At 70.4% G+C, this 26,986-nt stretch carries 27 protein-coding genes; 14 read left to right on the forward strand and 13 right to left on the reverse strand.

All coding sequences use genetic code 11. From position 1 onward, the window contains the following. Window positions 1–29: 29 nt before the first annotated feature. Entirely contained in the window at window positions 30–1,016 is a 987-nt protein-coding gene (locus MKK84_RS03715; protein WP_243916686.1) for a GlxA family transcriptional regulator, read from the reverse strand. A gap of 133 nt (window positions 1,017–1,149) precedes the next feature. On the opposite strand from MKK84_RS03715, the gene MKK84_RS03720 reads away from it, so the two are divergent. Further along, window positions 1,150–2,067, forward strand: a complete 918-nt coding sequence (locus MKK84_RS03720) for an alpha/beta fold hydrolase (protein WP_243916687.1) — start codon at window positions 1,150–1,152, stop codon at window positions 2,065–2,067. A gap of 83 nt (window positions 2,068–2,150) precedes the next feature. Continuing rightward, window positions 2,151–2,669 (forward strand): DUF302 domain-containing protein, encoded by a 519-nt coding sequence (locus MKK84_RS03725; RefSeq protein ID WP_243916688.1) that lies wholly within the window; start codon window positions 2,151–2,153, stop codon window positions 2,667–2,669. Between the two features lie 111 nt (window positions 2,670–2,780). Here MKK84_RS03725 and MKK84_RS03730 read toward each other — a convergent pair whose 3' ends face one another. The 4 genes from MKK84_RS03730 to MKK84_RS03745 form a co-directional block, all read right to left on the reverse strand. Then, window positions 2,781–4,925: a TonB-dependent receptor gene (locus MKK84_RS03730; RefSeq protein ID WP_243916689.1), complete on the reverse strand. Its 2,145-nt coding sequence runs from the start codon at window positions 4,923–4,925 to the stop codon at window positions 2,781–2,783. Between the two features lie 369 nt (window positions 4,926–5,294). After that, window positions 5,295–5,942, reverse strand: a complete 648-nt coding sequence (locus tag MKK84_RS03735) for a MarR family winged helix-turn-helix transcriptional regulator (protein WP_243916690.1) — start codon at window positions 5,940–5,942, stop codon at window positions 5,295–5,297. Between the two features lie 82 nt (window positions 5,943–6,024). Continuing rightward, entirely contained in the window at window positions 6,025–6,414 is a 390-nt protein-coding gene (locus MKK84_RS03740) for a response regulator (protein ID WP_243916691.1), read from the reverse strand. 149 nt (window positions 6,415–6,563) lie between these two features. Beyond that, complete coding sequence (locus tag MKK84_RS03745; RefSeq protein ID WP_243916692.1) at window positions 6,564–7,811, reverse strand: adenosylmethionine--8-amino-7-oxononanoate transaminase; 1,248 nt, start codon at window positions 7,809–7,811, stop codon at window positions 6,564–6,566. A gap of 86 nt (window positions 7,812–7,897) precedes the next feature. Here MKK84_RS03745 and MKK84_RS03750 point away from each other — a divergent pair, with 86 nt between their 5' ends. From MKK84_RS03750 to MKK84_RS03760, 3 genes are all read left to right on the forward strand, one after another. Beyond that, complete coding sequence (locus tag MKK84_RS03750; RefSeq protein WP_243916693.1) at window positions 7,898–9,016, forward strand: aminotransferase class I/II-fold pyridoxal phosphate-dependent enzyme; 1,119 nt, start codon at window positions 7,898–7,900, stop codon at window positions 9,014–9,016. 119 nt (window positions 9,017–9,135) lie between these two features. Continuing rightward, a complete protein-coding gene (locus MKK84_RS03755) occupies window positions 9,136–9,645 on the forward strand; it encodes an OsmC family protein (protein ID WP_243916694.1) in 510 nt (169 codons plus the stop codon). A gap of 14 nt (window positions 9,646–9,659) precedes the next feature. Next, window positions 9,660–10,505 (forward strand): class I SAM-dependent methyltransferase, encoded by an 846-nt coding sequence (locus MKK84_RS03760; RefSeq protein ID WP_243916695.1) that lies wholly within the window; start codon window positions 9,660–9,662, stop codon window positions 10,503–10,505. 202 nt (window positions 10,506–10,707) lie between these two features. Here MKK84_RS03760 and MKK84_RS03765 read toward each other — a convergent pair whose 3' ends face one another. After that, window positions 10,708–12,306 (reverse strand): gamma-glutamyltransferase family protein, encoded by a 1,599-nt coding sequence (locus tag MKK84_RS03765; protein WP_243916696.1) that lies wholly within the window; start codon window positions 12,304–12,306, stop codon window positions 10,708–10,710. A gap of 121 nt (window positions 12,307–12,427) precedes the next feature. Between MKK84_RS03765 and MKK84_RS03770 the strand changes: the two genes are divergently transcribed. Beyond that, window positions 12,428–13,879, forward strand: a complete 1,452-nt coding sequence (locus MKK84_RS03770; protein WP_243916697.1) for a carbohydrate porin — start codon at window positions 12,428–12,430, stop codon at window positions 13,877–13,879. Window positions 13,880–13,936: 57 nt separating this feature from the next. After that, complete coding sequence (locus tag MKK84_RS03775) at window positions 13,937–15,472, forward strand: cation:proton antiporter (RefSeq protein ID WP_243916698.1); 1,536 nt, start codon at window positions 13,937–13,939, stop codon at window positions 15,470–15,472. A 197-nt stretch (window positions 15,473–15,669) separates the two neighbouring features. Here the strand turns inward: MKK84_RS03775 and gshB are convergent, their stop codons facing one another. Together gshB and MKK84_RS03785 are read right to left on the reverse strand one after the other, a co-directional pair. Then, window positions 15,670–16,626 (reverse strand): glutathione synthase, encoded by a 957-nt coding sequence (gene gshB / locus MKK84_RS03780; RefSeq protein WP_243916699.1) that lies wholly within the window; start codon window positions 16,624–16,626, stop codon window positions 15,670–15,672. Between the two features lie 46 nt (window positions 16,627–16,672). Next, on the reverse strand, window positions 16,673–16,960 hold the full coding sequence (locus tag MKK84_RS03785) for a hypothetical protein (RefSeq protein ID WP_243916700.1): 288 nt from the start codon (window positions 16,958–16,960) through the stop codon (window positions 16,673–16,675). Window positions 16,961–17,390: 430 nt separating this feature from the next. Here MKK84_RS03785 and MKK84_RS03790 point away from each other — a divergent pair, with 430 nt between their 5' ends. The 6 genes from MKK84_RS03790 (at window position 17,391) to MKK84_RS03815 (ending at window position 21,104) form a co-directional block, all read left to right on the forward strand. Further along, complete coding sequence (locus tag MKK84_RS03790; protein WP_243916701.1) at window positions 17,391–17,597, forward strand: hypothetical protein; 207 nt, start codon at window positions 17,391–17,393, stop codon at window positions 17,595–17,597. A gap of 13 nt (window positions 17,598–17,610) precedes the next feature. After that, the gene (locus MKK84_RS03795) at window positions 17,611–18,417 is read left to right on the forward strand and encodes a hypothetical protein (protein ID WP_243916702.1); all 807 of its coding nucleotides are present in this window, start codon (window positions 17,611–17,613) and stop codon (window positions 18,415–18,417) included. Between the two features lie 207 nt (window positions 18,418–18,624). Next, entirely contained in the window at window positions 18,625–19,167 is a 543-nt protein-coding gene (locus tag MKK84_RS03800) for a sigma-70 family RNA polymerase sigma factor (RefSeq protein ID WP_243916703.1), read from the forward strand. After that, complete coding sequence (locus MKK84_RS03805) at window positions 19,164–19,934, forward strand: anti-sigma factor family protein (protein ID WP_243916704.1); 771 nt, start codon at window positions 19,164–19,166, stop codon at window positions 19,932–19,934. The genes MKK84_RS03800 and MKK84_RS03805 overlap by 4 nt, the downstream gene beginning before the upstream one ends. A gap of 85 nt (window positions 19,935–20,019) precedes the next feature. Beyond that, window positions 20,020–20,757: a helix-turn-helix transcriptional regulator gene (locus tag MKK84_RS03810; RefSeq protein ID WP_243916705.1), complete on the forward strand. Its 738-nt coding sequence runs from the start codon at window positions 20,020–20,022 to the stop codon at window positions 20,755–20,757. A 119-nt stretch (window positions 20,758–20,876) separates the two neighbouring features. Continuing rightward, complete coding sequence (locus MKK84_RS03815) at window positions 20,877–21,104, forward strand: DUF1127 domain-containing protein (RefSeq protein WP_243916706.1); 228 nt, start codon at window positions 20,877–20,879, stop codon at window positions 21,102–21,104. A 35-nt stretch (window positions 21,105–21,139) separates the two neighbouring features. Here the strand turns inward: MKK84_RS03815 and MKK84_RS03820 are convergent, their stop codons facing one another. The 3 genes from MKK84_RS03820 to MKK84_RS03830 are packed head-to-tail and all read right to left on the reverse strand — an operon-like array spanning window position 21,140 to window position 24,721. Continuing rightward, window positions 21,140–21,769: a hypothetical protein gene (locus MKK84_RS03820; protein ID WP_243916707.1), complete on the reverse strand. Its 630-nt coding sequence runs from the start codon at window positions 21,767–21,769 to the stop codon at window positions 21,140–21,142. Beyond that, the gene (locus MKK84_RS03825; protein ID WP_243916708.1) at window positions 21,757–22,440 is read right to left on the reverse strand and encodes a DUF1214 domain-containing protein; all 684 of its coding nucleotides are present in this window, start codon (window positions 22,438–22,440) and stop codon (window positions 21,757–21,759) included. Before MKK84_RS03825 ends, MKK84_RS03820 begins: the two co-directional genes overlap by 13 nt. 4 nt (window positions 22,441–22,444) lie before the next feature. Next, window positions 22,445–24,721, reverse strand: a complete 2,277-nt coding sequence (locus MKK84_RS03830) for a transglycosylase domain-containing protein (RefSeq protein WP_243916709.1) — start codon at window positions 24,719–24,721, stop codon at window positions 22,445–22,447. Window positions 24,722–24,993: 272 nt separating this feature from the next. Between MKK84_RS03830 and MKK84_RS03835 the strand changes: the two genes are divergently transcribed. Then, the gene (locus MKK84_RS03835) at window positions 24,994–25,485 is read left to right on the forward strand and encodes a YcgN family cysteine cluster protein (RefSeq protein ID WP_243916710.1); all 492 of its coding nucleotides are present in this window, start codon (window positions 24,994–24,996) and stop codon (window positions 25,483–25,485) included. A 151-nt stretch (window positions 25,486–25,636) separates the two neighbouring features. Here MKK84_RS03835 and MKK84_RS03840 read toward each other — a convergent pair whose 3' ends face one another. Together MKK84_RS03840 and MKK84_RS03845 are read right to left on the reverse strand one after the other, a co-directional pair. After that, window positions 25,637–26,320, reverse strand: a complete 684-nt coding sequence (locus MKK84_RS03840; RefSeq protein ID WP_243916711.1) for an NrsF family protein — start codon at window positions 26,318–26,320, stop codon at window positions 25,637–25,639. After that, a complete protein-coding gene (locus tag MKK84_RS03845) occupies window positions 26,320–26,877 on the reverse strand; it encodes a sigma-70 family RNA polymerase sigma factor (RefSeq protein ID WP_409566437.1) in 558 nt (185 codons plus the stop codon). Before MKK84_RS03845 ends, MKK84_RS03840 begins: the two co-directional genes overlap by 1 nt. Window positions 26,878–26,986: the final 109 nt, after the last annotated feature.

The following is a 26,986-nucleotide window of genomic DNA, read 5'->3' on the forward strand; positions in this document are numbered from 1 at the left end:
GCGGCTCTCAACCCGTTTCGTGACGCGCTTTACTGCGCCGAACCGGTGGCCGCCACTTCGACGGAGAGCGCTCGCGGTGCTGGGAGATGGCGGGCTTGGCGTTTGATGACCTGGGGCGGCTGGCCGAACGCCCGCAGGAAGGCCCGCCGCATCCGTTCCCGGTCGGCAAAGCCCGTCTCCTGGGCCACCGTGTCCAGCGAATGCCGACCGTCCTCCAGCATCGTCCGGGCGGCCTCCAGGCGAAGGTTCTCGACGGCCTTCGCGGGTGATTGGCCGGTTTCCTCCCGGAAGATGCGACTGAACTGGCGCGGGCTCAGATGGGCCGCCTCCGCCAGCTCCTCGACCGAGAGCGCATTCCCGAGCTTGCTCCGCGCGTAGGCCAGGACCTTCTGGACCCGATCGGACCGTGGCTGAAGCTCAAGCAGGGCGGAGAACTGCGATTGGCCGCCCGTTCTGCGGTGATAGACGACGAGCTTTCGGGCGATCCCCTTCGAGATCTCGGGCCCGAGGTCGTCCTCGACCAAGGCCAGCGTGAGGTCGATCCCCGCCGTCATGCCCGCCGAGGTCCAGACGTTGCCGTCCGAGACGAAGATGCGGTCGTCATCGACCCTGATCGACGGGTAGAGCCGTTGCAGCTCGCGGGCATGGGCCCAATGGGTCGCTGCCTTCCGGCCGTCGAGCAGGCCCGCTTCGGCGAGGAGGAACGCGCCCGTACAGGTCGCGGCAATCCGGCGCGCGGTGGAGGCCGTCTCGCGCAACCGCGCGATCAGGCCGGGGGCCGCCGGGTCGACCTTGATCGCGCCCACGACGAGGACCGTATCGAAGCGCCGGCCCGCGAAGGGCTTGGTCTCGATGACCATCCCCATGGAGGTCCTGATCGGCCCGCCCCCCTCGGACAGGAACGTCACGTCGTAGAAATCCCGGCCGAGTTCCAGGTTGGCGAACTCGAAGGCCGACAGGGGGGCCAGGTTCATGACCTGGAAGTCGGGGAACACCACAACGCCGATGGACGGCATGGAAAACTCCTCCCTTCGAATGTCTGAAAAAGGTGGATCTTCGGCATATGGGACATGCCAGCGGGCGTCTAGGTTTCATCGCAGCACGCGTGGGCATCACCCCGCGCAAACCTGCTGAAGGATCCGGACCGCCATGACCGCGCACGTCGCCCTTGCCCTCGGCCTGGAAGCTCAGAATTACACCCGCCGCTGGCTCAAGTGCGGTGAGATCGCTGCCGCGACCCTGCGCGATGGGACCCGGATCCGGTACGTCCGGGTGGGCAAAGGCCCGAACCTCGTCCTGACCCACACGGTGCGCACTCAACTTGACCTGTTCCAGCGCGTGATTCCGCTGCTGTCGCCGCATTTCACGGTCTACGCCCTCGACCTGCCGGGCTTCGGCTGGTCGGACCTGAAGCCGGGCGCTCCGAAGGACGAGCCCACGCTCCGGGCAGCCCTCAAGGACTTCATCGCCATGCTCGGCATCGAGCGTCCGATCCTCGCGGGCGAGTCCATCGGAGCGACGCTGTCGCTGTCGCTCGCCGCGGAGCTCGGTGATGCGGTCGAGCGAGTCTTCGCCTTCAACACCTACGACTATCTGCCGGGGCTGGAGCGATCGAACCTTCTGGCCTCGATCATCATCAAGAGCGTGCGGGCGCCGGTCGTCGGCCCCATCTTCGCGGCGCTGGAGAACCGGACCATCACCGGCGGCATCATGAACGGCGGCTTCCACGATCCGCGCAGCCTGCCCTCCGACCTGCTGGACGAATACGCACGGGTCGGCCGTCGCGCCGGCTACAGCAAGGCCGCACGGACGCTGCTCAAGGCGCTCCCGAGCTTCGTCGCCGCCCGCGCCCGCTATCGTGCGATCACCGCGCCGGTCACGCTCGTCTGGGGGGACAAGGACTGGTCGACGCTCCGCGACCGTGCCGGCGTCGAGGCCGCCGTTCCCGCGGCGGACGTCATCACCCTGGAGCGGACGGGACACTTCAGCGCCCTGGAACGCCCCCAGGCCTGGGCCGACATCATCCTGGCGGCGACGGCGACGACGCAGGCCAGGGCGATCCGCTGACGACGCGCCGTCGTCCGCATCTGAACACGCGACGACCGGCCGTGACCTGCATCCCAGCCAAACCCAACCCAGGAGCCGCCCCCATGAGCGAGCAGATCACCGCGCCCCAGATCTCTTCGACCCAGATCTCTTCGACCCAGATCGCGATCGAGCACGTCACGCTCCGCTCGCCCAAGTCCTTCGAGGCGGTGCGGGCTGCCCTGGAGGCCTCGGTGCCGCCCCTCGACCACGCCTACGCCAAGCTTCTGCAGGACGGGCAGGTGGACGCGGCACGCGATCTCCTCGAACGGCAGGCGCCCCTGTCGATTTTCGGGGCCCGGGACCACGGCGGCCTGCTCCTCACCGCCGGCCTGACCCGTAAGGCCATCCAGTACGACATCGGCAATCCGCTGACGGCCGCGCGGATGACCCGGCACGTCCTCTCGGCCGCCCTCTACGCGCCGATCCGGGTGCTCCTGCGCGAGGATGCCGAAGGGGGCGTCGCGTTCGAGTACGACCGCCCGGCCACCACTTTCGGGCAGTTCGGCAAGCACGAGGTCGACAGCGTCGCTCAGGAGCTCGACGCTCAGCTCCGGACCGTTCTCGCGGACGCCGCGGGTTGAGCCGAACCGGCCCTCCCGCGACGTTCGCCCGGCGGGCCGGATCGCGCCACGGCGGAGGGGCGCGGCGTCACCCCTGTCGAGCGACCGCGCGGCCGGGCCTGTCCAAGCCGGTCAGAACCGCGCGGTCAGGAACAGCCGCACGTTCCGTCCCGGCAGCAGGATCTCGTCCTTCTTGAACGAGGTCGAGTTGCGGATGTCGTCGTTCAGCAGGTTCCGGCCCTGCACCCCGAGGGTGATCGCGCTCGCCCCGTAGACCGCCGGATCGACGGCCTTGGTGTAGCTCAGCTCGGCGCGCAGATCGTCGTAGCCGGGGGTCGGCGTCTCGAACAATGCGGTCGCGTCGTGGCTGAAGGCGTGGAGCAGGTTCACCCGCGCGAACCAACCATCGGCCCGCAGGTAGACGCCGCCGCCGACCCGGTAGGGCGGGATGCGCGGCACGTTGGTGCCGTTGTCGAACTGGGCGCGGACGAAGTCGAACTGCGCCTCGACGCCGGCAAAGCCGTTGCCCACCGGCACGAGGTCGTATTGGCCGGTGATCTCGGCGCCGTAGAAGGTGGCGTTCTGTTGCTGGTAGACGATCTGCCGGTTGTCGGTCCCGACGCCGCAGGACGCGAAATCGTCGTCGCAGGTCAGGCCGGTATAGTTGCGGTAGATGAAGCCGGTATAGCGCGTGAAGTAGCCGGTGGCGTCGAGGCGGAACGGTCCCTCGGCCCGCCGGATGCTGGCCTCGACCGTGCGGGCGCGCTCCTTCCTGAGGTCCGGGTTGCCGATCTCGAAGGTCGCGGTGGCGTCGTGCGGCCCCTGCGAGAACAATTCGTAGCCGGTCGGGCCGCGCTCGACGTAGGAGCCGGTCAGGCTCGCCACGAAGCCGTAGGGCAGGTCCTGCAGGGCGCCGATGCTGGCGCTCTTCGGGGCGAAGCGCCGGGTCCGGGCGTACTGGAACGGCTCCTGGCCATCCACCGGCACGTAGTCGGCGGGGAATTGGGCCGCCGTACTCGACAGCCGGTCGACCTCGTAGCGCCCGGCCGCCTGCAGCCGCGTGCCGGGGCGCAGTTCCAGCTCCTCGAACAGGTAGACCGCGTTGGCGCGGGACTCGGTCTTGGGCAAGAACGATTCGAGCTGCGTGTTGATCACCCGCCGGTCCGACTGGAAGCCCAGCGCGCCGGTGAGTTTTCCGAGTTCCGTGAAGACCGGGACGTGCTGCAGCTCAAGCCGTCCTTCCGCCTCACGGTTCTTGAAGATCGCCTGGACGCCCTCGATCCCGTCGTCGCCGATCCCGACCTCGTTGTGGCGGTAGACCGAGTAGCCCGCCCAGTAGCGGATCACCTCGAACGGGCCGTCGAGCGGACGGTACTCGCCCCGGGACAGGACCCGGTCCTGATTGGGGGTCAGACGGGTGCGGTCCTGCTCGGCGACGCCGCCCGGGATCGCGTAGACCGCGTCGTAGTGGCTGAACGAGATGCCGACGAAACCGCGGTCGCCGATCGCCGAGATGCCGACCGCGCCGCCCTGCGATTCGTTATAGGAGTTGCGCTGGATCCCGCCCGGGATCGCGTAGCTGTCGTTGGCGGTCTTGAAGCCGTCGGCGTGGACCGCGATGCCGTCGCCGCCGGCATCGAGAGTGGCGGCACCGAGCCGGCCGTTATCCACGCTGGAGAATCCGCTGGTCACCTGACCCTGGATGCCGTTGGCCGGAATGAAGGTCGGCACCCGGTTGTTGTCGGCCGAAACCACGCCACCGATGGCCCCCGAGCCGTAGCGCAGGGTCGCGGGGCCGCGGATCACCTCGATCCGGTCGGCGACCAGCGGGTTGACCGGCACCGCGTGGTCCTCGCCGAGATCCGACACGCCGCCGTTGACGATGCCGTTCTCCTGGATCCGCACCCGGGCGTTGTCGAGGCCGCGGATGATCGGCCGGGACGCCGCGCCCGGCGCGTAGCTCGTGCCGGAGATGCCGGGCCGGTCGAACAGGGCGTCGCCCAGCGTCCGGGGCTGGTCGCGGGCGATCTGGTCCTGCGTGATCACGGTCACCGGTGAGAACGTGTTGGTCGCCACCGGCAGGACGCCCATCGGCACCACGGCATCCGCCGCGACCGCCGCCCGCGGCGCCTGGATCGGGCTCGGGCTGGTGACGCTGATCTCGTCGAGGGCGACGGCCTGCTGGGCCTGCGCCGCTGCAACGCTCAACACATTCGCGCCGAGGAGGCACGACAGGATGCTGCCGACGGGCAGGCTCGGACGACGCAGGGCAGACATCGAGACTCGCGGATTGTTATATCATTGCATCTTGGAGCTTGATGGCGGGAAGGCAATTGAAAGATCATCGGCATCCGACACGCAGTCCGGCAACGTTACATCATTGCAACATCGTGACAGCCCGAAGTGCCGGCACCATGGATTTCACCAGCGCGATGGGACGGCAGCGATAAGCGGATGAGCCGCGCTACGGGTCGGCATCGGGCCGCAAGTCTTTATCGCCTGCCAACTCGGCTTTGGGACATTCCTACAAGGCACGAGATCTGGCGGAGACCGCCTGAAAAGCCAGCGCGTTCCATCGTTTCGGGGGAGCCACGCCGCCCATCGATCGAAGCCGGGATATGGAAGGCGCGGCTCGTGTCGGGCAAGTCAGGTCGGTAAACCCTCGACCTCGTCGTCCACCTCGGCCTCGATCTCGGCATCGACGTCGGTGGATTCGCCGGCGGCGCCCGCCGCCTCGGCGAGGCCGCGCGCGGCCTTGCGCAGGAGCTTGCGGAGCCGACGACGGTCGGTCTTGTCGAGATGGTCGAGCAACTCGGCCTCGACCTCCTCCTGAATCTGCTCGATGGCCTCGGCCTTGGCGAGACCCGCCGGGGTCAGCTGGACCCGCACAACGCGCCCATCACCCGATTCGGCACGGCGCTCGACGATCCCGAGGGCCGCGAGCCGGGTCACGGTCTTCGACGCCGTGGGCGGCCGGACCCGAAGGAGGGCGGCGAGATCGCCCATCGTCATGGTCCCGGCGCCGGCGAGCGCCTGCACCACCTGCTCCTGCCCGGCGAACAGGCCCAGCTTGGCCAGACGGTCGCCCGTGCGGGCGCGATGCAGGCGCGCTGCCTGCACGAGCGCCCAACCGACGCTCCGCACGCCGGGCGGCCGCATCTTCTTGGATGACAGCTCCTTGGACGACAGCTCTCGAGCCGCCGTCTCGCTGTCGTGTCGATCACGTTTCTGCTTGTCGCCCACCGGAGCGCCCGCGTCTGTGCCGGCGGCCGCCGGAAGATCCAGAGTCTGCACGATCCATCTCCGTCACCGGCCGCCCAGGACCCTGTGGCGCTGGCCGGTGACGCTGAGATGACGAGTTCACACTGACGATCGCTCAGCAGTGCATGAGGCGTTGCAGGCGATCGAGGATATCCTGGCCGGTGCAGGGCCGCGCGATGAAGTCGGCATGCCTGGGCATGCGGGCCGGGTCGGGGGCCGCCCGACCGGAGACTATCAGAATCGGCAGTGTCGGCCGCGCCTCCGCGACCGAGCTGGCGAGGTCGAATCCGTCCGTCTTGCCCGAGAGCTGGACGTCGGTGACGAGCCCACAGATGTCCGGGCGCGCCTGAAGTATGCTGAGCGCCCGCTCGGCGGACGCACATTGAACGGTCTCGAAGCCGCCTTCCTCCAGCACGTCGCCGAGGTCCATGATCGTCAGCGCCTCGTCCTCGACGAGGAGGATCACCGGCCGATCGCCACCCGAACCCGTCTGCTCACTCGCCACTGTGTACTCCCTCCGGCAACGTGCGACTGCGAGGGCCGCCGCACGCGTCATCAGCCTGAGGTCCAACACCAGAAACGGTTCCGGGTTGCAGCTTGACGCGGTCGCCGCTGACAGGCGGCCGGTTCCTGTGCTCAGGCTGTCACGGATGCCTACTCGGTCACGACCGCGGTGATCGCCTCGATCAGGCGATCGAGATCCGCCGCTCCGATCGTCAGCGCCGGCGTCAGGTAGACGATGTCGCCGAACGGCCGGACCCAGACGCCCCGGTCGAGCAGCCGCGCCTTGAGGCCGGGGAGATCGGGGGCCTTGGCGAACTGGACCGCTCCGATCGCGCCGAGCACCCGGACATCGGCCACGCCGGGGGCGCGCCGCAGGGGCTCGAGCCCGTCCGCGAGCCGCGCCGCGATGGCATTGGCCTGGGCGAGGCGCGGCTCCGTCTCGAACAGGTCGAGGCTGGCATTGGCGGCCGCGCAGGCGAGCGGATTGGCCATGAAGGTCGGGCCATGCATCAGCGCGGAAGCGGGATCCTCGGACCAGAACGCCTCGAACACCTCCGTGCGGGCGATGGTGGCGGCGAGCGCCATCGTGCCGCCGGTCAGCGCCTTCGACAGGCACAGGATATCGGGCACGATCCCGGCCTGCGCGCAGGCGAACAGGGTGCCGGTGCGCCCGAAGCCGGTGAAGATCTCGTCGGCGATCAGCGGCAGGCCGTGGCGGCGGGCGAGGGCGGCGACGGTCGCCAACACCTCGGGCGGGTGCATGCGCATGCCGCCCGCCCCCTGGACCAACGGCTCGACGATCACCGCCGCCAGGGTTTCCCGGTGGGCCGCGAGCATGCGGTCGAGCGCCTCGGTCTCGGCTTGGGTGCGTGGCAAATCACAAAAAACCTGCGTCGGCAGGTAGGCGCCGAAGCGGCGATGCATGCCCTCCTCGGGATCGCAGACCGACATCGCCCCCATCGTGTCGCCGTGGTAGCCGCCGCGGAAGCCGAGCACCTTCGTGCGGCCGTTCACCCCGCGGTTGAGCCACATCTGCGCGGCCATCTTGAGCGCGACCTCGACGGCGACCGAGCCCGAATCGCTCAGGAAGACATGGTCGAGGTCGCCCGGCAGCAGGGCGGCGAGCCGAGCCGCCAGCCGCTCGGCCGGGGCATGGGTGAGGCCGCCGAACATCACGTGGGGCATCCGTGCGAGCTGGTCGGCCACGGCCCGGGCTATGTGCGGGTGGTTGTAGCCGTGAACCGCCGTCCACCAGGAGGCGATGCCGTCCACGAGTTCGCGCCCGCCGGCGAGGACGATGCGGCTGCTGTGGGTCGTCACCGCCTCTAGGGGCGGGGCAGCGCCGCGCATCTGGGTGTAGGGGCGCCAGAGATGTCGCGAAGGTTCGTCGGAGGACATGCGTCGGGCATGGTCAGCCCCGTGCATCGGGTCAAGGGCGCGCGTCCGCCTTGACATCCGCTCCGCCCGCGGCCCCATCCCGCCGAATGGACAGCCTCGACGCCTTCGCCCGCACCAAACTCGACGCCCTTGAGGCCGGCAGCTTGCGCCGCCGCCTCGTGCCGACCGAGCGCGGAACCGGCGCGGCGGCGACCCGGCGGGGCAGGGCGCTGGTCTCGTTCTCCTGCAACGATTATCTCGGCCTCTCGCATCATCCCCGCGTGATCGCGGCCGCACAGGACGCGGCGGCACGCTACGGCGCGGGGGCGGGCGGCTCCCGCCTCGTGACCGGCGACCATCCTTGTCTTGGAGCGCTGGAGGAGCGGCTCGCACGCCACAAGGGCACAGAGGCCGCGCTCATCTTCGGCAGCGGCTATCTCGCCAATCTCGGCATCACGCCAGCGTTGGCGGGACGCGACGACCTGATCGTGCTGGACGAACTCTCCCATGCCTGCATGTGGGCCGGGGCGCGGCTGTCCGGCGCGCGGGTGCTTACCTTCCGCCACAACGATTCCGCCGACCTCGCGGCAATCCTGGCGGCGAACCGCGCCGGGCACGGCCGCGCGCTGGTGCTGACCGAGCGGGTGTTCAGCATGGACGGCGACCGAGCCCCGCTGGCCGACATCCTGGCCGTCGCGCAGGACCACGATGCCTGGACGCTGGTGGACGATGCCCACGGGATCGGCGTCGTGGAGGACGGGCCGCGGGCGCCGCTGGAGATGGGCACCCTGTCGAAGGCGCTGGGCTCCTATGGCGGCTATCTCTGCGCCTCGCGGCCGGTGATCGACCTGATGGTAAGCCGGGCCCGTAGCTTCGTCTATACGACCGGCCTGCCGCCGGCCTCGGCCGCCGCCGCTTTGGAAGCGCTGGCGATCCTGGAAGACGAGCCGGAGCGGCGCGCCCGGCCCCTCGATCTCGCCCGGCGCTTCACCGCCCGGCTCGGCCTGCCCGAGGCCGAGAGTGCCGTGGTGCCGGTGCTGATCGGCGAGGCGCAACGCGCCCTCGACATCTCGGCGGCCCTGGAGGCGCTGGGCTATCTCGTGGTGGCGATCCGCCCGCCGACCGTGCCGGACGGGACGGCGCGGCTGCGGGTCGCCTTCTCGGCGGCGCATGACGCGGCGCAGGTCGATGGCCTCGCGGAGGCTTTGGCGACCCTGATCGGCTGAAGCGGCGCGCTTTCCGTTCGCCGAGCCTGCACCTATACCGCTGATCCGACGCGTTTCACGCATCAAGAACCCGATCCGGCCGCCCGAGATCGGGACGGGATCATCGAGAGGACGACGCCATGGACGCCACCGCGCTGCGAGCCCTCCAGGCTCCGATCAAGGACAAGTACCGCGCGGCCCCGGATGCGGCGGTGGTCACCCTGAAGGCCAAGGGCACGCTCGACGACACGAAGATTGCCTGCAAGGTGGAGACCGGCCGGGCGATCGCAGAGGCCGGCCTGCATCCGGCGACCGGCGGCTCGGGCATGGAATTGTGCTCGGGCGACATGCTGCTGGAGGCGCTGGTCGCCTGCGCGGGCGTGACCCTGAAGGCGGTGGCCACCGCCCTGGAGATCCCGCTGCGGGCCGGCACGGTCAGCGCCGAGGGCGATCTCGATTTCCGCGGCACGCTCGGCGTCGACAAGGAGGCGCCGGTCGGCTTCCGCAACATCCGGCTGTTCTTCCAGCTCGATACGGATGCGTCGGAAGAGAAACTCGCGCAGCTCCTGAAGCTCACCGAGCGCTACTGCGTGGTGTTCCAGACGCTCAACCACAAGCCTGCGCTGTCGGTGGCCGTCACCACGGCCTGAAGGAGGATCGCACGATGGCGGGCGGCATCACCCAGGTCGAGTACTGGAACGGCGAGGTCGGCACCCGCTGGGCGCGCAATCAGGCGGTGCTCGATGCGATGTTCGAACCGTTGACCGAGGCGCTGTTCGAGCGGGCGGGGCTGAATCCCGGCGCCACGGCGCTCGATATCGGCTGCGGCTCGGGGGCGACGACGGTCGAGGCCGCGCGCCGTGTCGGGGCCGCCGGCCGCGTCACGGGGGCGGATATCTCGGCGCCGCTCCTCGCGGTCGCCCGGGCCCGGGTCGGCGGCGAAGCCCCGGTCTCCTTCGTCGAGGCCGACGTGGAGCAGGCGGATCTCGGCACGTTCGACGCCGCCCTGTCCCGGTTCGGCGTGATGTTCTTCCCGGATTCGCTGCGCGCCTTCGCCAATATCCGCCGGATGCTGCGGCCTGCCGGGCAGCTGACCTTCCTGTGCTGGCGCACGCTTTCCGAGAACCTGTGGGTGCAGGTGCCGCGCGAGGCTGTGCTGCCGCTCCTGCCGGAAGTGCCCTTACCGCCGGCGCTCGATACGCCGGGTCCGTTTCGCTTCGCGGATGCGGACGGGCTCGGGGCCTTGCTGCGGAACGCCGGGTTCGGGACCGTTTCCTGCGCAGCGCTCGACCGGGACGTCATCCTCGGCCGGGGCGACACCGACGCGGAGGCCGCCGCGGCGGCGGCCCATGTCGCGCTGAACCTCGGCCCGACCTCGCACCTCGTCCGCGAGGCCGAGCCGGATCTCCGGGCGCGGGCCGAGGCGGCGGTGACGGAGGCCCTGATCCGGCACGCGTCGGGCGGCGCGGTACGGCTGCGCGCGGCGTGCTGGCTGGTTCAGGCGGGTTGAGGGCCGACGTCCGCTTCGGTTTCGAGCCGCTTCGCGACCATTCGTGAGCTCGGTCCCGGGACGCATTCCGCTGGCGCTGCATGCGCCCCGGAAAAGGCAGCGGCTCACCTTGAACCGCCCCTTCCCCGGACGGGTACAGCGAGGCGGAACCTGATCCGGGAGCCAGCACAGGACTCGCCCCGAAGCGGCTCCTGTCCCTTCCTCAGAGGCCCAGCGCCCCGCCATCCGAGCGCGGATCGTGCGTGGCCTCGATCCGCCCGTTGCGGGGGTGGCGCACCAGCATCCCCGCATGGCCCAGCGAGTCGATGTAGGGCCCGCCCAGTTCCTCGATCTCGTGGCCGAGGCGGCCGAGCGCCGCGATGCAGGCCGGATCGAACCGGTCCTCAACCTTGACGCTGAGCGAGGGGGCGCCCCAGGTCCGCCCGTAGAGGAGGCGCGGGGCATCGACGGCGTCGGACACCGAGAACCCGTAATCGGCGTAGCGGCTGAAGATCTGGGCCTGGAATTGCGGCTGCCCGTCGCCGCCCATGCTGCCGTAGCTCATCACCCTTCCATCGTCGAAGGCGGCCAGCGCCGGGATCAGGGTGTGGAACGGGCGCCGGCCCGGCTCCAGCGGGTTCACGGCCTGCGGGTCGAGGGAGAACGACATGCCCCGGTTCTGCCAGCAGATCCCGGTCGCCGGCAGCACCGTGCCGGAGCCGTATTCCCAGTAGACCGACTGGATGTAGGAGACCGCGAGCCCGTCCCCGTCGATCGCCCCCATCCAGACCGTGTCGCCATGGCCCGGATCGGGCAGGGGCACTTGGGCGGCGCGGCGCATGTCCACCTGCGCGGCTTCCCGGGCGAGGCGCTCGGGCGTCAGGAAGGCGGCGGGGTCGTGCTGGAGGTGGTGGAAGTCGGTGACCACCCGGTCGCGGATCGCGAAGGCGCGCTTCGTCGCCTCGATCAGCCCATGGTAATGGGCGGTGGTCTCGGCCTCGGCGATGTTCAGCCGGTCGAAGATCCCCAGGATCAGCAGCGCCGCGAGCCCCTGGGTCGGCGGCGGGAAGTTGTAGAGCGTCGCGTCGCGGCGGCGGATCGACAGGGGCACCCGCTCCACCGCCGCAAAGGCTTCGAGATCCGCTCGGGTCACCGGCGCACCCAGGCGCTCCAGGTCGGCGGCGATTTCGCGGCCGATATCGCCGCGGTAGAAGTCGCCGAGCCCCGCATGGGCGAGCTGCTCCAGCGTGGCGGCGAGCCGGGGCAGGGCGCGGGTCTCGCCGGCCGGGTAGGGCTTGCCATCCTTCAGGAATGTCTTGGAAAAATTCGGGGCGTCGTGGAGCGTGTCGAGTTCCTGGGGTACGTAGCGCGCTTCCGAGGGCGAGACCGGCACACCCTCCCGCGCCTGCTTGATCGCATCCGCCAGCAGCGTCTCCAGGGGCAGGCGGCCGCCGAGCGCCCGCGCCAATTCCAGGGCGAGGCGCCAGCCGCCGACGGCGCCGGCCACCGTCACCATGGCGTCGGGGCCGCGCGCGGGAATCGCGTCGAACTCCTTCTCGCGGTAGCGCTGGATCGTCGCGAGACGCCCGGCCGGACCGCAGGCCTCGATGCCGCGCACCCGGCCGCCGCGCTCGCGCACCAGCCAGAAACCATCGCCGCCGATGCCGTTCATGTGCGGATAGACCACCGCGATGGAGGCGGCCATCGCCACCATCGCCTCGATCGCATTGCCGCCCTGGGCCAGCACGGTCTGGCCGGCCTGCGCGGCGAGATGATGGGGCGCTGCGACGGCGGCGGCGGTGAAGACGGGGGTCTCGGGCATCGCGGGTCCTGTGGTGTCCGGGCCGCAGGGTTAGGCGAGCGCGCGGATCCTGCAAAGGGCGGGCGGGTACAAGATCTTCGCCATGCTATGCTGCGCCGATCCTGTCCCGCAGAAGCGGCCGATGTCCCGGAAACGTTTGCCTCGTCTCGCCATCGGCCTCGGCCTTGCCGCCACGCCAGCCGCGGCGCAGCAGCAGGTGCCGCGCGTCTTCGAGGGCGCCGGCGGCGATCCGCGCATCTCGGTCTCGCAGCCGGAGACCACCAGCCAGGCGTCGGGGGGCTTCGTCCGCTCGGTCGAGCCCTATCTCGGCCCGCTCGGCGATCCCCTCGGGATCCGACCGGTGCTGAAGGAACGCGGCATCGAATACAGCCTGACCTATATCGTCGACGTCCTCGGCAACCCGATCGGAGGGCTCCGCCAGGGCGCGATCGTCGAGGACCGCCTGAACCTGCGGCTCAACCTCGACCTCGACCGGCTGGCGGGCTGGCAGGGGGCCACGGTCCACGCCAACGCCTACTTCATCCACGGCACCGGCCTGTCGCGCTACTATGTCGGCAACCTGCTGACCACGAGCGTCATCGAGGCGCTGCCCGCGTCGCGGCTCTACGTGCTCTGGTTCGACCAGAGCCTCATGGACGGCCAGCTGGGCATCCGCATCGGCCAACAGGCCGCCGATACCGAGTTCTTCGTCAGCCAGACCGCGACCCTGTTCGTAAATTCCACCTTCGGCTGGCCGGCGATCACCGGGCTCGACCTGCCGAGCGGCGGCCCGGCCTACCCGCTGGCGACCCCGGCGATCCGGGCCAAGTACGTGCCGGGCAACGGCTTCTCCCTGCAGGTCGGGCTTTACGACGGCGATCCGGCTGGGGCGAACCGGCCGGGCCAGGACCCGGAGGCGCAGCGCCTCGACCGGACCGGCACGAATTTCCGCTTGCATGACCCGGCCCTGTTCATCGCGGAGGCGACCTACGCCTACAATATCGCCCCCGGATCCAAGGGCCTGCCCGGCGACATCACCCTCGGCGGCTGGCAGCATTTCGGCCGGTTCGACAGCCTGCGCTTCGACATCACCGGCGTGCCGCTGGCCGACCCGAACGCCACCGGCATCGGCCGGCCGGTGCGCGGCAATGCCGGGCTCTACGCGATCTACGATCAGACCCTGTACCGGGAATCGGGCAAGGACGACGAGGGTCTCGGCTTCTTCCTGCGCGCCGCGTGGTCGCCGACCCGGTCCAGCCTGATCGACGCCTACGTGGATACCGGCCTCGCCTATAAGGGCCTGTTCGAGGGCCGCGACGACGACACGCTCGGCATCGGCTTCGCCTATGCTCGGATCAGCGACGAGGCCCAGCGCGCCGACCGGGACACGATTGTCTACACCGGCCTGCCGATTCCCCGGCGCCGGGCCGAGAGGGTGCTGGAGGCGACCTATCAGGCCGTGGTCGTACCGGGCTTCACGGTGCAGCCGGACGCGCAGTACATCATCCGCCCGGGCGCGGGCATCGCCGGTCCGGACGGCCGCCGGCTGCGCAACGCGGCGGTACTCGGGCTGCGCGCCACCGTGCAGTACTGACCAGCCCTGCGACGGCGCCGCCGGGAACGGTCCCGGCGCCCCGCCTCTTTTCGAATCATGTTGATCTTCGAATGGGTTGTCGGCGTTCTGTTCGGCGCCGTCCTCCTAGCTGGTCTGGCACGTCGCCTCGGAGCCCCGTATCCGGCCTTCCTGGCTCTGGGGGGCATCGGCCTCGCCTTCGTGCCCGGCGTGCCGAACCTGCGGCTCGATCCCGAACTCGCCCTCGCGCTGTTCCTGGCCCCCGTCCTGCTGGATGCGGGCTTCGACGCCTCCGTGCGGGACATGAAGGTGAACTGGCGCCCGATCCTCGGGCTCGCGGTCGGCGCCGTGGTGGTGACGACGCTCGCCGTGGCGATCGTGGCGCACCTGATCGTGCCCGACATGCCGATCGCCGCCTGCATCGTGCTTGGCGCGGTGGTGGCGCCCCCGGACGCGGTGGCGGCTCTGGCGGTGCTCAAGCACGCGCCGATGCCCCATCGGCTCGCCACGATCCTGCGCGGCGAGAGCCTGCTCAACGACGCCGCCTCGTTGCTGATCTACCGGCTCGCGGTCGCCGCCGCGACCGCGGGCAGTTTCCACCCGGCCGAGGTGGCGCCGGCTTTTCTGCTCGGCGTCGTGGCGAGCCTCATCGTCGGGCCCGGTCTCGGCCTGCTGTTCGTCGCCCTGACCCGGCGGGTGACCGATCCGGCGAGCGCCATCGTGATGCAGTTCGTCACCGCCTTCGGGATCTGGCTGGCGGCCGAGCGGCTGGAACTGTCGGGGGTGCTGACGATCGTGACCTTCGCGGTCACGGTCGCCCGCCGGGCGCCGGGGATCACGGCGCCCCGGGCCCGGGTGATCTCCTACGCGGTCTGGGACACGGCGGTGTTCGTGCTCAACGTCCTGGCCTTCGTGCTGATCGGCATCCAGATCGGCCCTATCCAGGAGCGGTTATCCGGCGCGGATGCGCAGCAGGCGCTGATCCTCGCCGCCGCGACCTTCGCGACCGTCGTGGTGACCCGGCTCGCCTGGGTGATGCCGACCACCGGCCTGCGCGGCTTCGGCCTGCGGCAGGCGGGGGTGCAGGCCCGGCTCGGCCCGGGGCTGGCGCTCTCGTGGGCGGGGATGCGGGGCATCGTGACGGTGGCGGCCGCCCTGGCGCTGCCCGCCGATTTTCCGCGCCGGGATCTCGTGGTGGTCGCGGCCTTCGTCACCGTGCTGGGCACACTGGTCGTGCAGGGCCTGACCCTGCGCCCGCTGCTGGCGCACCTGAAGCTGGAGGACGACGACCCCGTGGGGCGCGAGACGGGCCGTGCCCGCGCCGCTGCGTACAAGGCGGCCCTCGACTCGCTTGCAGAGGCCGAGGACGAGCCGAGCACCGACGCCCTGCGCGCCGAATTCCGCGCGGCGCTCGCGGAGGCCGAGGAGCACGAGGAGGGCCGCGCCCCGGAAAGCCTGCCGGCCGATGCCGCCCGGCGCCGGGCCGTCGAGGCGGCCCGTGACGCGGTCCTGACCCTGCGCCACCGCGGCCGGATCGGTGACGACGCCTATTACCTGCTGGAGGAGGAGTTCGACTGGGCCGAACTCAGCGCCACGCCGAAGGCGGAGACCTGAACGAATCCCTCCCTTGCAAAGGTTACGGGACGCATACCCCTTAGGTCCGACACCGACGCTTTAAGTACAAAGCGCCGTTCCCTCCCCCTTGCGGGGAGGGGCCAGGGGTGGGGGTGGCGCAGAAGGCACCGGATCGCTCGGTCCTTAACCACCCCCACCTCCAACTCCTCCCCGCAAGGGGGAGGAGAGCGCATCGGTCACACGCCCTTACGCACGGCGATCCTTGCCTCGATCGCGTCCCAGACCACGACCGACAGATCGGGCCCGCCGAGCCGCTGGATCGCCCGGATGCCGGTGGGGGAGGTGACGTTGATCTCGGTCAGATGGCCGTCGATCACGTCGATCCCCACGAGGATCAGACCCCGCCGCGCCAGTTCCGGGCCGATCGTGGCGCAGATCTCACGCTCGCGCTCGGTCAGCTCGGACGCCGAGGCCGCGCCGCCCCGGACCATGTTGGAGCGGATGTCGTTCGCCGCCGGCACCCGGTTCACCGCGCCCATGGCGACGCCGTCCACAAGGATGATGCGCTTGTCGCCCTCGGTGACCCGGTCGAGATAGCGCTGGACCACCCAGGCCTCCCGGAAGGTGGTGGCGAACAGGTCGAACATCGAGCCGAAGTTCGGGTCCTTCTCGGTCACCTTGAACACCGCCGCGCCGCCGTGGCCATGCAGAGGCTTCATCGCCACCGTGCCGTGCTCCAGCCGGAACGCCTCGATCTCCGCCTTGTCGCGGCTGATCAGGGTCGGCGGCATCAACTCGGGGAAGTCGAGGACGAACAGCTTCTCCGGGGCGTTGCGCACCTCGAAGGGGTTGTTCACAACGAGCGTCTCCGGGTGGATCCGCTCCAGCATGTGGGTGGCGGTGATGTAGGCCATGTCGAACGGCGGGTCCTGGCGCATCAGCACCACGTCCGCCTCGGCGAGGTCGATCCGCTCCGGCGGCGTCAGGGTGAAATGCGCACCCTCGACATCCTGCACGGTCAGCCGCTCGACCCGCGCGGTCACCCGGCGGCCCTGCATCGAGAGCCGGTCCGGCGTGTAGTATAACAGGGAATGCCCCCGCCGCTGGGCTTCCAGCAGCAGGGCGAAGGTCGTGTCCCCCGCGATCCGGATATTCTGGATCGGGTCCATCTGGACGGCGACGGTCAGGCCCATCCGAAACGTCCCTTGCCAACGCCGCGCATCATGATCGCCGTTCGTCTCACTCGTCGGACAGCGACTTGCCGCCCGTGCGCTTGTCGTAATCGCCGATCGCCGCCCGGCACTCGGGCGACAGGCGCTTGCGGTTGCGCGTCATGCACTTCTCCGCGTCCGGGCTGTTCGGGTCGACACCGGCGCAGAGTCGGAAATAGTCGTTGGCACAGCCGAGCTGCAGACCCTGGTCCTCGCGCTGGGCGTAGGCGGGGCCGGCGGCGAGCACGAGCAGTGCCAGCGCAGACAGCCCACGGCGGCGGACGGCGCGCAGGGATCGTTCCGGAACCAGTCGCATTCAGCGGTGTCCTCAAAATCTCGATCGGGCGGAGAACCGACGCGGCGGTCCCCCCTCCACCCGCATCCGGCATATCGGTCGCGCCGGGCGCTAGGCAAGCGCCCGCGGTTCGACGGAGTGCCACGCGGCGCCGGCCCGCCGGAGTGTGGCCTCACGGCCGCAGCGCCGGGTCGGCGCCTCCGCGAAGGCGCACATAAGAAAGGGCCCCACCCGGGTTCGGGCAGGGCCGCAAGTCGAAGGGAGGAAACGCCCGCCATGGGCAGATGACCCGTCGCAAGTCGCGGGCCAACCGGTCTAAGGATTTCGTTACCGGTCAATCCGGCGGAAAGAGTCCGTTAACCACCCCGTGATGGATTGCCGTCGTAGCCCTTGCCGACGCCCTCAGAGGGCCCGGGCCGGACGCTCGGACCGCCGACAGGAGCCGGAGACCATGACGCCTTTCAAACCGCTGGAGACCGCCGACCGCCCGAGCATCCGGTTCGGCGCGATAAGCGAACCCACCCCGGCCGCGCACACCCTCGTGATTCCCTTCCCCGGGCCCGAGGCACGACGGGCCCGCCGGATCCCGCGCTCGGGTGAGCCCCGGGGCGAGATCCTGCTGTTCCTCGGCGTGCGCTACGAGCGCCTCGCGTCCTGACGGTATCCGGGGGATGCCAGAGCCGCGCCGCGACGTGCCCGCGCCAACCCGCCTCTTGCCCGCCTGCGTGGCGCTGGCGCTGCTCGCCGCCTGCACGCAGAGCGGTGATTTCGGCCGGCCGCGAACGGGCGTCTGGAACGGGCTGATCGATACCACCGGCAGCTTCAGCACCCACGACCGCGGGCGGCTCCTGCTCGATTCGGGGCTGACCGACGACGAGCAGGCCCTGCGTGATCGCGCATGGCGGTTCGTGCAGCCCGCCAGCACCTTCGCGGCCTTCCAGGATCTGCTCCTGGGCCTCGCCAGCGCCCACGCGATGCCGCCGACCTGGCGGTACGACGAGATCGGCGCCTACTACGACACCTTGACCGCCGAGCCCTCGCGCTCGCCCGTTTCCCGCTATCGGCAGCTCGGCGACGACGCGACTGCGGATGCCCGGCTGATCCCGCTCTTCACGGCGCTGGCCGCCCGGGTGATCGACGCGGATGCCGCGCGCCTGCGCAGCCTGCCCTTCGCCAAGACCCTCGAGGTCGCCGACGTGCAGGACGCGGCCCGGCGCGTCGCCGAGAATCGCTGCGTGATCGCCTGGGTGCGGATCGAGGCCGGCCTGCGGCTGGCCCGCTACCGCTTCGCCCTGGAACACCTGTTCGCCGCGGCCCCGGCGCCCGAATCGGTCCCGGCCGAGCGGTCCATCATGATGCTGGCGGCCAGACGCAACCTCCTGGACCCGCTCCTGCCGGCGGATGCCGCCGCACGATGCGGGCTCGAGACCGTGCCGCTGCCGGTGGCGCAGGCCGCGCCACTCGTCGTCAAGTATTGAGGGCCGGCCGGAGCCGGCACGGTCGGGAACGGCCAACGACGACGGACATCCGGATCCGCTACAGCGCACGACCTTGCAGCGCTCGACCCCGGTTACGGGAATAGACGATCGGCTTGCCGAGTCCGATGATCAGGGCGCACGACGGCAGGGCAACGCATCCATGGCAGCGCAGGACATCGTCGGGGCGGGTGCTTCCGGGCGTGCCGGATGACGCCGCTCGCCCGTGCACGCTTCAGCCAGCTCATCCTCCCGCGGCTCGACGAAGGCTACCGGCTCGCGCGCTGGCTGACCGGCGACGCGACAGACGCCGAGGACGTGATGCAGGAGGCGTGTCTCCGGGCCTACCGGGCGATCGAGACCTTCGCCGAGGGCAACGCGCGCGCGTGGTTCCTGACCATCGTCCGCAACACCGGATATTCCTGGCTGCAGCGGCACCGCCCCCGCACGGTGATCTTTGCCGACGACCTGGATCCGGTCGCCCGCGCCGAGCTGGACGCGGGCGGCCCCTCGATTCAGGCCCCGGAGACGCCCGAGGCGGCCCTCATCGCGCACGACGACGCGCGCCATCTCACCCGGGCGATCGCAACGCTGCCGGTCCCTTTCCGAGAGGCGCTGGTGCTGCGCGAGTACCACGGCCTCGGCTACCGGGAGATCGCCGAGGTGACGGGGGTGCCGGTCGGAACCGTGATGTCCCGCCTCGGCCGCGCCCGGCAGAGGCTGCTCGAACAGTTCCCGCGAGACCAACGATGACTGGCGACGACGAGACGCTCCTCCTCCTCAGCGCCTATATCGACGGCGAGCTGTCGCCCGGCGAGGTGCTCGCCATGGAGCGCCGGCTCGCGGCGGAGCCTGAATTGCGGGCGACGGCCGACCGGCTCCGTGACCTCTCGGCCAGCCTGCGCGAAACGCTGCCGGGCGCGCCAGCGCCGGAATCGCTGCGTGGACGCGTGGTGCAGACAATCGGCTTCGTCGACGCCGCCCCTGACCGCAACGGGTCCGGGTCCTGGCGCGCGCTCGCCGCGACGCTGGTGTTCGGCATCGCCGTCGGCGCGGCGATCGGCGGGGGCGCCGTCTACCGCGACCAACAGGGAGCCGCGCCGACGACGAGCGAGGCCGTGCTCGCCAGCCACCTGAGAGGGCTCGCCGCGCCGCAGCCGTTCGACATCGCCTCCTCCGATGGGCACGTCGTCAAACCCTGGTTCAACGGGCGCACACTCCTCGCGCCGGATGCACCCGATCTGGCGGACCAGGGTTTTCCGCTCATCGGCGGGCGGATCGACATCGTCGCAGGCAAACCCGTCCCGACCCTCGTCTATCGCCACGACCGCCACGTCATCAGCGTCACCGTCGTCCCGGCCACCGCCGGCCCGCCGGAGGGTGAGGAGCGCCGGGACGGGTCCACGATCCTGAGGTGGAACGCCGGCGACCTGACCTACTGGGTGGTGTCCGATCTCAACGCACGCGCCCTGCGCAGCTTTATCGACCTGTTCCAGTCGCGGACCACGCGGCAGGGATGAGCGATCCTGCGCGCGCCCGGGAATAAGTCCGCGGCTCGCCGGGTTTCCGATGATGTCGTTCTATGCAGACATCGAGGGGCCGCGCGTGATCGCCATCGCAGATCGCTTCCCGTTGGGGACGGACAGAAGTTGGGCGGGCGGGTCCGATGCAGTGCACGAACCGGGCAACGGCGCGGCGTTTCGCAGTCGGGGCGTCGCCAAAGCCGAGCACCCCTGCGCCGGCCCGACACCCGTGGACATGGCGCTCGGCATCCTGATCGACAATTTCGAACAGGGGGTGGCGGTGACCGACCCGTCCGCGCGGGTCCATTTCCTGAATCGCGCCGGGCACGCCCTGGTCCGCGCCGGGCTTCTGCGTCTCGAAGGCGGCCATCTGCGCGGCCCGTCACCCAGCGCAGGCGTCACCCTTCGCAGCGTCATCGCGGGGTGTGCTGCCGACGGCGGGAGATCGGCCCGCCTCGTGAGCGAGCACGGCGTGCTCCTCGTCGCCGCGTGCGCGATCCCCGCGCCGGTCGGCTCGATCGCCACGTCGACCGTGCTCCTGCGCTTCACCGATCCGGCATCGGTTCGGCCGCCGGACACGTCTGTCCTGCAGAGCCAGTTCGGCTTGACGCCCGCCGAGGCAGCTCTGGCTGCCGATGTCCTGGCCGGGCACGACCTGGCCGCGAGCGCGGTGCGCCGGGGCATTAAACCGAACACGGCGAAGGTCCACCTCCGGCACATCTTCGAGAAGACCGGCGCGCGCCGACAGGCGGAGCTGATGCGCCTGCTCCTGCTCTGCCCGCAACCGATCGCCGTCAGGCCAGACCTGTCGCCTGAGTGATTTGAATAGTGTCGGCCCTTAATTCGAATGGGTGATGTTTATATCAACCAGAACACTAATAATCATCAGGGTCATCAACTGACCAAACGGCACGTCTTTGCTCGCATGGAGTATAGACCATGATCTTTTCGTACCTGACATCCGCTCGAAAAGCGCGCACGGCGGCGCGCAACTATCGGATCCTGTCGGCGCTCGACGACGCCATGCTCGGTGACATCGGCCTGGATCGGCAAACGCTGCGCATGTTCTGCGACAACGGATGCACGTTCACGGCCATATCCGCGGCTCAAACCGGCAGAGCCTCGGCGGGTCTGTCGCCTCTCACGCTCCAGCCCATTTTGGGCTGAAACACAGCCTGCAACGGGGTGCCGGCGGCGCTCCGCTACCGCCCCGCACCCTTGCCGGACGAGTCCTTGCCCGCCGACGCATCGTCCGTCGCTGTATCGGTGGTGCAGGAAACCGCCTGGATCGCGGCGTTCGCGGCCGGGCGCTGGCTCGGCAGGCCGGCGATCACCCGCACCACCACAAAGCCACGCGTATCCGGCGCGACGATCCGTACGTCGCGGCTCGGATCGTTCTCGTCGTCGTCGGCCAGCGCCTCGTCGTACTGAGCACGGGTGAGGATCACGAGGTCGAGGGCGCCGCGCACCGCCGCCTGATCGGTCACCGCGTAGAAGGCACCGCGCCGCGCATGAGCGGCGAGCGACAGGGACAGCGCCCCGGTCCGCGCCGAGACGCGCATCGGCCCGTCGGCCAGATCGTAGGCACAGACGCCCACCGCCACGGCGGGATCCGAGATCGGCAGCCACGCCTCGGGCGGGGAGGGGTCGTCGCCGGTCGCCACCGTGTAGATCGGCTGCGGATGGTCCAGGTTCTCGCTGGTCCGGGCGCGCGAGACGGCATCCTTCTCCGACAGGACGGGGATGGCCAGCACCGCCGCGACGTGGACGATCCCGGCCAGCACGAGACCGACCAGTGTGGCGTAGACGACGCGCAGGCTCACGATGCGCATCCCAGGCGGGTGATGGCCGGCACCGAGGACCGGTCGAGGGATCCGGCGCTGGCGGCGGCCGGCGTGTCGTAGAGGCGCAGCGCCAGACGCACCGGCCCGCTCGCCCGGGGGCTCGGAAGCCAGTTGCCCGGCTGGACGTCGGGCGCGAGCACCACCGCAAACCGGCCTTCGGCCGATCGGAGGACCTCGGTGGAGGTGAAGCCCTCGCGTAGCGTCGGCCGTCCGGGTTCATGGGCCCCACGGCCGGCCACCGTGATGGTCCAGGCCCGGGCCGGGGGCGTCCCGCCGCCGATCCGATAGGTGCAGGTGGCATCGAGCGCCTGACCGGCATCGTCCGCAGCCGCCGTGAGGAGCAGCCCCTCACCCACCGCGAGGGGGATCTCGCCCCGGCGCGCGTTGACCGCGCGGGTGTAGGGATCGGCATTCGCGGCGCCGGCCCGGGGCCAGGCTGTCCAGGCACCGACCTGCACGCCGCCGAAGGGGTAACCGCCGCTGGTCGCCCAGTCGGCGCTGGCGAGACCGAGTACACCGCCGAGCGCCAAAGCGTAGACGGCGAGCCCGGCCACCGAACTCTTCCGCCACAGGCGCCGGATGAAGCGGATCACGCCGCCGCGCGGGGCCTGCCCGGATGCGACCGCATGGCCGCTGGGTACCGGAATCGCGTCCCTCATGCGCTCACCGGACCTCGACGAAGCCGCCGGGCGCGCGGCTGCCCTCGGCCATCGCCCGCGCCCTGTCGAGGGGACCGGACGAGGCGCGGTCGTCGGGCTTGCGGGCGCCCTTCTGGGCGTCGCCTGCGCCGGCGGGCACACGCTCGACCGTGCGGAACAGCCCGTTCAGGCCATTGATCACCTCGAAGGAGCGGCGCGAGAGCTTGCCATAGGCGCTGGCATTGGGATCGATCGGCGCGGTCGGCCCGCCGGAGGCCTGCTGCTGGGCGGCCCGGGGGCTTTCCTTCAGGCCGGGCAGGGGCTTGATCTCGATGCCCTGGTGGGCCGGCTCCATCACGTCGTGCCAGGTCTGGGCCGGGAGCGAGCCGCCGGTCAGCTTGTTGGTCGAGGTGTGGTCGTCGTTGCCGAACCAGACGGCGCCGACATAATTGCCCGTGTAGCCAACGAACCACGCGTCCCGGTAGGCGTTCGTGGTGCCGGACTTGCCGGCGACCTTCACGCCCTCGAGCTGGGCCCGCTTGCCGGTGCCCTCCTCGACCACCTTGTTGAGCATGAAGTTCATGTCGGCCACGACCTGGGGCGCGAGCACCCGCTCCGGTGCCTCGTCGGCGTGGCGGTAGATCACCTCACCGGAGGAGTTCTTCACCTCCATGGCGGCGTAGGGTTTGGCGCGGAAGCCGCCATTGGCGAACACCGCATAGCCCGCGGCTTGGTCGATCACCGTCACCTCGTCCGAGCCGATCGGCATCGAGACCGTATCGATCAGGTTCGAGGTGATGCCCATCTTGTGGGCGAGGTCGATGATCTTGGTGCGGCCGGCCTTGGCGGCCTTGGCCTCGTGGGTGATGCCCATCCCCTTGCCGAGCGCGATCGAGATCTTGATCGGGATCGTGTTGATCGACTTCGCCACCGCGAGCCACATCGGCACGCGGCCGGCATAAGAGCGGCCGTAATTCTGCGGGCACCAGTTGCCGATGCAGACCGGGCTGTCGACCACCACCGTTTCGGGCTTGAACAGACCCGAATTGAGCGCGGCCGAGTAGACGTAGGGCTTGAACGACGAGCCGGGCTGGCGCAGCGCGTCGGTGGCGCGGTTGAACTGGCTCTCGCCGTAATCGGCGCCGCCCACCATGGCGCGCAGTGCCCCGTCGGGGTCGAGGATCACCATGGCGGCCTCGTCGACATCCATGGCGTCGCCGGACTTGCGCAGCGTGTCGGCCACCACCTCGTCGGCCCGCTTCTGGATCGCGAGATCGAGCGGTGTCTTCACGGTCAGCACGCGGTCGTTGCGCAGCTTGCCGGCGTCGGCCATGCCCTTGATCTCGCCGAAGGCCCAGTCGAGGTAGTAGTCGGCGGTGATGTCGCGGGTTCGGGTGACCGGCGTCGCCGGGTTGCGCAAAGCCGTCTGGATCTGGCCCTCGGTGACGAAGCCCGCCTCCACCATGTTGTGCAGCACGTCCGCCGCCCGGGCGCGGGCCGCCGGCAGGTTGACGTGCGGCGCATACTTGGTCGGCGCCTTGAACAGGCCCGCCAGCATGGCAGCTTCCGCGAGGCTGATATCCTTGAGCGGCTTGCCGAAATAGTAATCCGCCGCCGCCACGGCGCCGAAGGTGCCGCCGCCCATATAGGCGCGGTCGAGATAGAGTTTCAGAATCTCGTTCTTGGTGAGGTGGCTCTCCAGCCAGAGCGCCAGGAAGGCCTCGTTGATCTTGCGCTCCAGGGACCGCTCGTTGGTGAGGAACAGATTCTTGGCGAGCTGCTGGGTGATCGACGAGCCGCCCTGCGTGCCGCTGCCGCCCTTCGAGTTGTTCACCAGCGCCCGCAGGGTGCCGATCGGATCGATGCCCCAGTGCTCGTAGAAGCGCCGGTCCTCGGTCGAGACCAGCGCCTTGATCATGATGTCGGGAAACTCGTCGAGCTTGAGCGAGTCGTCATGCTTGATGCCGCGCCGTCCGACCTCGGTGCCGTAGCGGTCGAGGAAGGTGACCGCGAGATCCTGCTGCTTCAGCCAATTCTCGCTGGTGAGCTGGAAGGCGGGTTGCGCGAAGGCCAGCATCAGCACGGCGCCCCCGGTGCCGATGGTGACGCCCTCGCTGGTGAGATCGAGCACGGCGCGCTTCCAGCCGCGCACGGCGAAGCGGCCCATGACGCGCCGGAAGCGCTCATAGGCTTCGCCGGTCGAGCGGCCGCTGTCGTACAGGCTGGCGTTGACCCAGGCGTCGAAGGCGAGGGCGGCCCGTTCCAGGCGAACCTTGATCTCGGTGAGCGTCGGCAGGCGCACGATGTCGAACCCGGCTTGTCGAGCGCCTCTGCGGCGGGGCGTGGAGCGTCTGCACCGCAGACATGGGAGCTGCGGCCGGGCCACCGCACGGCATCCTCCTCCATAGCAGGATCCGGAACCGCGGGCGAGGCTCTGCGCAGTCTCGCGAATCGCCGCGGACGCGCTTGGGCATAACGCGCGGGGACGCGACCTGGTCGCGGGATCGCGGCTACGCTTGCTCCGCCGCCCCGGCTCGGGCAGAGAGACGCCCTTCCGATCGAGAGACCACATCGATGCCCAAGCCCGAGGCGGTGCGCCACGGGGCGGCCGAGCCGTTCTGGCGCACCAAGACGCTCGAAGCCATGACCCCCGCCGAGTGGGAAAGCCTGTGCGACGGCTGCGGCCGTTGCTGCCTGCTGAAGCTCGAGGATGAGGACACGGGCGAGGTCCACCACACCGATATCGGCTGCACGCTGCTCGACGGTCTGACCTGCCGGTGCCGCGACTATGTCCGCCGCCAGAAGCGGGTGCCCGATTGCGTCCGGCTGACGCCCGAGGCGGTGCGGGCCATCGCCTGGCTGCCGCAGACCTGTGCCTACCGCCTCTTGCGGGACGGCGAGCCGCTCTATCCCTGGCACCCGCTGATCTCGGGTCGGGCCGCGAGCGTCCACGAGGCCGGCATCTCGGTGCGCGGACGGCTCTCCGGCAACGAGGAGGAGTTTGCGGACGAGGAATACCCGGACCGGATCGTGGACTGGCCGGCACTCGATCCGCAGGCCGGCTGAAGGCGGCCATCCTCGCGCGCGCAGCGACAAGTCCGGGTTTCGAAAGGTCGAGACCTTTCGCGGGTCCAGGGTAGAGCCCTCGAGTCCGTCAGGGCTTTGCCCTGACAACCCACCAAAGGGCTCAAGCCCTTTGGAAACCCGAGACCCCGGATCAGACCGGCTCCGCGCGCGATGACGGGGCCAGCAGCCGTCCCCCGGCCAGACCGTTCACCGCGATCACGATGGCGACCGCCGCCGCATGCATCAGGAGATCCGTCGCGGTGGCGTCATGCGGGTGGACCGGCATCAGCAGAGCCGCCGCAGCCGCCGACACCGCGAGGCCGCCGAGCGCCGCCGTCAGGTTCGGCCGCAGCGGGCAGGCGCGGCGCAGCATCATCACGATCAGCACCGACAGCGGCACCGAGGCGCAGATCAGGAAGCTGAAGCAGTCCGTCACCGTATGGGCACCCGGGAGGTCGGTCCCGGGGGCGATCCACTCCCGCAGGCAGCCCAACCCGCTGGCGCCGATCCAGAGGGCGAGGGGCGGCAGCGGCAGCAGCGCCCACCGGCCCGAGCGGCCCGGAACGCTCGTGGCGAAGGCCGCGTAGGCCGCCGTGATCGCGGTGAGCACGGCACCGATCGCCGCCAGGGCGAGATCCGGCACGTGCATGCGCAGCATGAAGCCCGTCATGCCGGCCTCGGCCACCAGCAGCAGCCCGGCCAGAAGCGCCGCGCCGAGCCACACAGCCGTGCGGATCCCCGGCGCCGGCAGCGGCCGGACCGGCTCCAGCCCGCCGGCCAGTGCCTCGACGAGCCGATCGTGACGGGTGGTTTCGCAGCCGGCACGCTCAGCCATCACTCCGCCTCCCGCGTCAGGCTGGTCCGGAGCGCTTTCAGCGCCCGATGCAGATTGACCTTCAGTGCGCCCTTGCTGCGGCCGGTGAGCGCCGCGGCCTCGTCGAGCGACAGCTCGCGCAGGCCGAGCTGCTCGACCGCCTGCCGCTGCCCATCGGGCAGGGAGGCCACCGCGCGGGCGAGCGCTGCGGCACGGTCCCGCGCCTCGAGGCTCTGGCCAGGCGCCGGGCCGGGATCGACCTCGGCCTCGTAGGCGAGGGGATCGTTGACCTCCCGGGGGCGGCGGCCCGACCGGCGCAACCGATCGATCGCCCGCCGCTGGGTGATGGCCCGCAGCCAGGGCATGAACGGCCGATCGGGATCGTAGCTCGCCCGCGCCCGATGGACGGTCATCAACGTGTCCTGCACGACGTCGTCCACCGCCTCGCCGCGCACGCCCTGCGACCGGGCGATCGCCGAGACGACCGGTAGACAGGCCTTCAGCAGCGCGCGATAGGCAGCGGCATCGCCGCGTTGCGCCGACGCCATCAGACCCGCGAGTTCCTCTTCGAGCACCATCCGGGCCCCGCCGCCGTTCCGCCCCCCGGCTCGGGCCGCATCTTGCCCGGCCTCGGAGCCCGGCGCCAGCGACCAGCCGCACGTTGCGAACCCGGCCTGCACGGCGAGG

It is taken from the genome of Methylobacterium sp. E-065 (genome assembly GCF_022829605.1).
In the GTDB taxonomy this organism is placed as follows: Bacteria; Pseudomonadota; Alphaproteobacteria; order Rhizobiales; family Beijerinckiaceae; genus Methylobacterium.